This window comes from Sediminibacterium sp., from assembly GCF_051861365.1.
Lineage (GTDB): Bacteria > Bacteroidota > Bacteroidia > Chitinophagales > Chitinophagaceae > Sediminibacterium.
This window is the reverse complement of the sequence record NZ_JBHYCW010000059.1, coordinates 1-6,111: the sequence shown is the minus strand read 5'-3', so window position 1 is coordinate 6,111 and position 6,111 is coordinate 1. Positions and strand designations below refer to the sequence as shown.

Genomic DNA, 6,111 nt, shown 5'->3' with positions numbered 1-6,111 from the left:
TCAACTTTCATGCACTTGAAACGAAAAAATTATCAAATTCGTCTAATTATGCTTATTTCTTCCGAACACCTGTGGTCGCCTGACCAACAATTCAATATCATCTTCCCATATATACCATCAATATCTGCACATCACTCGGGTTCACGCCACTGATTCGACTTGCTTGTCCGAGTGTACGCGGACGAATGCGTTTGAATTTTTGCAGTGCTTCATTGGATAAAGCGGCTACGCGATCATAATCAAAGCTATCCGGAATTTGTGTGTTCTCCATTTGACTCATACGAGTGGCGATCTCTTGTTCCTTTTCAATGTAGCGTTCGTATTTGATCTGTATTTCCGCTTGTTCAATAGTATCGTTATTGAAGGAAGCCAGCGCATCTGCTAGGCCTGGAATGTTTTGCATTAAAGACGGCAGATCTACGTTGGGTCTTAAAATAATTTTAGAAGCTTTTTGTTTTTCTGAAATCGCTGCGGAGTCAATACTTTCAAAGAAAGGGTTAATATGGTCGGGTTCAATATTGAATTCTTGTAAGATTTTTTTGATAGATGCCACGCCGTCTCTTTTGCTGACTACTTTATCCATTCTTTCTTGCGAAGCAAGTCCTAATCTATAACTCAATTCAGTTAAACGAAGATCGGCATTATCCTGACGTAGAAGTGTTCTGAACTCTGCTCTGCTCGTGAACATGCGATAAGGTTCATCGGTTCCTTTACTGATCAGGTCATCAATCAACACACCAATATAAGCTTCGCTTCTTTGTAAGATCACGGGTTCTAATGCTCTTGCTTTCTGGTGTGCATTGATACCTGCCATCAAACCCTGACAAGCCGCTTCTTCATATCCTGTGGTTCCATTGATCTGTCCGGCGAAGAACAGATTTGGTATCAGTTTGGTCTCCAGCGAATATTGTAATTGTGTAGGTGGAAAATAGTCGTACTCGATGGCATAACCCGGTCTGAAAATTCTGCAGTTCTCAAAACCCGGAACAGTACGAATTGCTTCGTATTGCACTTCTTCCGGTAAAGAGGTAGAGAATCCATTCACATAGATCTCAACGGTATTCCATCCTTCGGGCTCTACAAAGAGCTGATGTCTTTCACGATCTGCGAAGCGATTGATCTTGTCTTCGATACTCGGACAATACCTCGGTCCCGTTCCTTCAATTCTTCCCTGGAACATAGGACTTCTGTCGAAGCCGGTTTTTAAAATATCGTGTACTTTTTCGTTGGTATAAGTAATGTAACAGCTGCGTTGTTCGGCGGCTTTGATGCGGGGAACGTCTGTATAAGAAAAGCCAACGATCTCATCATCACCTTTCTGCTCTTCCATTTTGCTGTAGTCAAGGCTGCGCCCATCCACCCGAGGAGGTGTTCCTGTTTTCAAACGATCGCTTTCAAAACCCAGTTCCACCAATTGCTCAGTAATACCGGTAGCGGCTTTTTCGGCTACACGTCCACCCCCAAACTGTTTTTCACCAATATGAATGATACCATTCAAAAAAGTACCACTGGTCACCACCACCGTTTTAGATTGGATCTCATGTCCCAATCCGGTTACTACGCCACAAGCCCTACCATCTTTGATGATAAGGGAACGAACCATATCCTGATAGAAATCTACATTCGGGGTATTCTCCAACATCTCTCTCCACTTAGCTGCAAAGAGCATACGATCGTTTTGGGTACGCGGACTCCACATCGCAGGACCCTTACTGCGGTTCAGCATGCGGAACTGAATGGTGCTGAGGTCGGATACAATACCACTGTATCCACCCATGGCATCGATCTCACGAACAATCTGTCCTTTGGCAATACCACCCATGGCCGGATTACAGCTCATCTGGGCAATGGTTTGCATGTTCATGGTTACCAATAAAACCTTGCTACCCAGATTGGCAGCAGCAGCGGCAGCTTCACAACCGGCATGTCCGGCCCCAACTACAATGACATCATATTGCGGAAACATAGTTTGCAAAGATAGTTCAGGCTACGGAGATAGCGTCCAACAGAAAAAACAATCTGTATTCAATGTTCCACATGGAACATGTTTCACGTGGAACAGTTTAATGCTCTCAATCAATTGATTTTTAATAAAAGAGTGAGCAACAACTCCACTTCCTCTCAGCGTCATCTCTTTACTCTCTTGTTCTCTGCGGTTAACACATTCACTTTTACCGCGGAGAACAAGAGGACGCGGAGGCTCGCGGAGAAAGGGTTTAATGTTTGGAGAGATAAGTAGTGAGGTAATGGTTTTCTTTCTGTCGCATCAGTGCGACATCGCTTTTATTCTTGTCTTTATAGCCACACAAATGCAAGGCCCCATGAAAGATCACCCTTAGCATTTCCTCCTTGAAAGAAACGCCTAATTCACCGGCATTGTCCTTCACGCGGTCTGTACTGATATAGATCTCCGCTTCTATAGCCTCGCCGGGCTCGGATAGACCAAATGTGATGATATCGGTATAATAGTCGTGCGCCAGGAAGTCTCGGTTGATGTTTAGCAGGTAGGTGTCTGAGCAAAAGACATAATTAATATGTACCAGCTTCTTTTTCTCTTTCTTGAAAATTGTCTCTACAAAACTTTGAATGGTTGTTTTCCCCGACAAAGCCAATTTCCTGTCTGCATACCGAAACGTTACTCTCTTCATAACCGTATATCTATTACTCCAAAATTCGTAACAAAAGCCCATTCAGCCATGCTACCTTTGTATAATATTTATAACCAGGCGATGAAAAGACTCTCAGATTTAGAAGCAGGACAAAAAGCAGTGATCAATTCTTTTGAAAAAGACGAGATCTTTATCAAGCTCATGGAAATGGGTTGTATTCCCGGCGAAGTAGTTCAGGTTGAACAAGTGGCTCCGCTGGGTGATCCGATCTCTATTTCTGTGGCCGGTTATCACCTGAGCCTTCGCCTAAGTGAGGCCAGAAGCATTTTTGTAGAAGACGCGATTTAGTATAATCAATTGATAGTCAATATATTAGATGAATATCGGACTCTATTTTGGCTCTTTTAATCCCGTTCATACCGGACATTTGATCATCGCATCTCATGTTGTGAACTATACGGATGTACAACAGGTATGGCTGGTGGTTTCTCCGCAAAATCCGTTTAAACAGTCCGCATCTTTATTAAATGAATACGACCGACTTCATTTGGTGAACCTGGCGATCGATGATGAAACGCGCATCAAGGCTTCTGATGTAGAATTCAAATTGCCTCGTCCGTCGTATACCATCGATACGCTCACTTATCTCAAAGAAAAATATCCGCAACATTCGTTCAGCATCATCATGGGTAGTGATGGTTTTCAAAACCTGCCCAAATGGAAGAATGCCGAATTACTCATCAAAGAATATCCCATCATTGTGTATCGCAGACCGGGATTTGAGGTCACAGATAATTGGAGTGCAAAACTCACTGTGCTGGATGCACCGATGCTTGATATTTCTGCAACACTCATCCGCAACAATATCAAAGAAGGAAAATCGATTCGCTATCTCGTTCCGGAAAAAGTGAAAGAAGAGATTGAAAGAAATAATTATTACAAGTGATGGAACACGGATTGTCATGATCGTCATGATTTTTCATGATTTTTATCTGCGTTAATCATGATGATCATGACAATCCGCGTTCCATTTACCCACCCATAAAATTCATTTCCCCATCCCCTATTGATACAATAGATTTATCGGATTAAAATTTTCGAATGAAATATAAACTGCTTTTTACCGGGCTCATGTTGGTATGCTTGTCCTCGTTTGCCCAATTAACCGTTGAAAAAATCATGCGCGATCCGAAATGGATCGGCACTTCGCCCTCCAATGTTTTTTGGAGCGCTGACAGCAAGAAAATTTATTTCAGCTGGAACCCCGATAAAAAAATATCCGACTCCTCTTATGTCTACACTGTTGGTGCCAACGGAGCACCGGTACCTGCGTCATTGCAAGAAGTACAATTGGCACAAGCACAGAACAACGCGGTATTCAATGAAGCCCGCACTAAAATGTTATATGCTTTGCGCGGAGACGTATATATGGTAGATATCACATCCGGAAAAACCACACGCATCACACAAACGCAAGAACAGGAATTTGCACCACGTTTTATTTTGAATGATGAGTGGGTGGTATACAATCGCAATCAGAATTTATTTGCTTGGCATACACAAAATGGAAGCACACTACAATTGACCAATATCAATCGTGGAACCGAAACAGCTGTTTCGGCTATGCCTCTTGGTGGTCGTGGTGCCGCGCAATTGGGTGGAGCAAGAAATGTAGCACCCGCTATTGCCGCATTGGCACAATCACAAGAGCAATGGTTGCGTGATCAACAGCTCGATCTGTTTACAGTGCTGAAAGAAAGAAAAGAAAAAAGAGATGCCCGCACAGAATTCTTACGCGCTAATCGTGATACCGATACTTTAAAATTGATCAGTATCGGTGAGAAGCAATTACAAAATTTACAGATCAGTCCGGATGGACGTTTTGTAACGTATCGCTTGTATCAAGCACCTGCCAATAGCAAAAGCACCATCGTTCCGGATTATGTAACGGAAAGCGGATTCACAACCGATATTCCTGCCCGAACAAAAGTGGGCGCCCCCCTCGGACGTTATGAGTTTTATGTGTTTGATAAAACAAAAGACAAACTCATGATGCTGGTGGTTGATTCTACTTCGATTCCGGGTATCATGGATCAGCCTGATTATGTAAAAGATTATCCCAAACAATTTGGCAATCGTCGAGCACCGCTTCGGGGTGTTATCATCAATGGTCCATATTGGAACGCATCAGGAACGGCGGCGATTGTAGACATCCGTTCTCAAGACAATAAAGATCGATGGATCATGCAATTGGATGCAGAAAACGCCAAACTGAAACTGATCGATCGTCAGCGTGATGAAGCATGGATCGGCGGTCCGGGTATTAGTGCATTTGGTGCAACATTGGGATGGATCAACAACGCCGAATTCTATTTTCAAAGCGAAGCTACCGGCTATTCTCATTTGTATGTGTATGATATGGCATCCGGAAGAAAGACAGCGCTGACGGAGGGCAAGTATGAAGTACAGTCCGTATCACTGAGTAACAACAAACAACATTTTTATTTACTGACCAATGAAGAGCATCCGGGAAAACTCAATTGGTATCGTATCAATAAAGGCGGAAGCGGAAAAGAAAAGATCACGAATATGACCGGTGGTTATGAAGTAAGCATGTCGCCGGATGAAAAATGGATTGCTTATCGTTATTCTTATAGCAATAAACCATGGGAATTGTTTGTACAGGAAAACGCCGCAGGAAAAACGGCAGCACAAATTACCAACAAGGCCGTGACAGATGAGTTCAAAGCCTATCCCTGGAGAGATCCAAAAATGATCACCATTCCGGCGCGTGATGGACAACAGATCTATGCACGATTGTACGAGCCCACCAAAGCCAAGAACAATAAAGCGGCAGTGATCTTTGTACACGGTGCCGGATACTTGCAGAATGTTCACTACTGGTGGAGTTCTTATTTCCGCGAATACATGTTCCATAATTTATTGGCGGATCAGGGATATACTGTGATTGATATTGATTATCGCGCAAGTAGTGGTTATGGAAGAGATTGGAGAACGGGTATCTATCGACACATGGGTGGCAAGGATCTGGATGATCATGTAGATGCTGCCAAATTCCTAACCAAAAATTATGGTGTTGATGCAGGAAAGATCGGCATCTATGGCGGAAGCTATGGAGGCTTTATTACGCTGATGGGACTCTTCACCACTCCTGATGTGTTTAAAGCAGGAGCCGCATTAAGACCGGTAACAGATTGGGCGCATTACAATCATGGTTATACCTCTAATATCTTGAACGAGCCGGTGAATGATAGTATTGCTTATGCAAAGTCATCACCCATCAATTTTGCCAATGGACTCAAAAACCATTTATTGATTTGTCATGGTATGGTGGATGTGAATGTTCATTTCCAGGATGTGGTTCGTTTATCACAAAAGCTGATTGAACTGGGAAAAGACAATTGGTGTAAGCTCCCCCAAAGTTCGGCCACTTAAAAGTTGACAGAATTGTTAACTTTAAAAAGGAGGTCGTTATGAAAAA

Annotated in this window: 5 protein-coding genes; 3 read left to right on the top strand and 2 right to left on the bottom strand. The window is 43.0% G+C overall.

The features are described 5' to 3' along the window. Positions 1-97 precede the first annotated feature (97 nt). Both mnmG and ybeY read right to left on the bottom strand, forming a co-directional pair. Positions 98-1,966, bottom strand: coding sequence for a tRNA uridine-5-carboxymethylaminomethyl(34) synthesis enzyme MnmG (gene mnmG, locus ACTIEV_RS15335; RefSeq protein WP_439516798.1), 1,869 nt, complete (start codon positions 1,964-1,966; stop codon positions 98-100). Positions 1,967-2,216: 250 nt separating this feature from the next. Further along, a complete protein-coding gene (ybeY, locus tag ACTIEV_RS15330; RefSeq protein ID WP_322197385.1) occupies positions 2,217-2,648 on the bottom strand; it encodes an rRNA maturation RNase YbeY in 432 nt (143 codons plus the stop codon). An 81-nt stretch (positions 2,649-2,729) separates the two neighbouring features. Between ybeY and ACTIEV_RS15325 the strand changes: the two genes are divergently transcribed. From ACTIEV_RS15325 to ACTIEV_RS15315, 3 genes are all read left to right on the top strand, one after another. Beyond that, positions 2,730-2,957 (top strand): FeoA family protein, encoded by a 228-nt coding sequence (locus tag ACTIEV_RS15325; protein WP_178888612.1) that lies wholly within the window; start codon positions 2,730-2,732, stop codon positions 2,955-2,957. Positions 2,958-2,985: 28 nt separating this feature from the next. Beyond that, positions 2,986-3,555, top strand: a complete 570-nt coding sequence (gene nadD, locus ACTIEV_RS15320) for a nicotinate (nicotinamide) nucleotide adenylyltransferase (RefSeq protein WP_322197384.1) — start codon at positions 2,986-2,988, stop codon at positions 3,553-3,555. A 155-nt stretch (positions 3,556-3,710) separates the two neighbouring features. Continuing rightward, positions 3,711-6,065: a S9 family peptidase gene (locus ACTIEV_RS15315; protein ID WP_322197383.1), complete on the top strand. Its 2,355-nt coding sequence runs from the start codon at positions 3,711-3,713 to the stop codon at positions 6,063-6,065. Positions 6,066-6,111 lie beyond the last annotated feature (46 nt).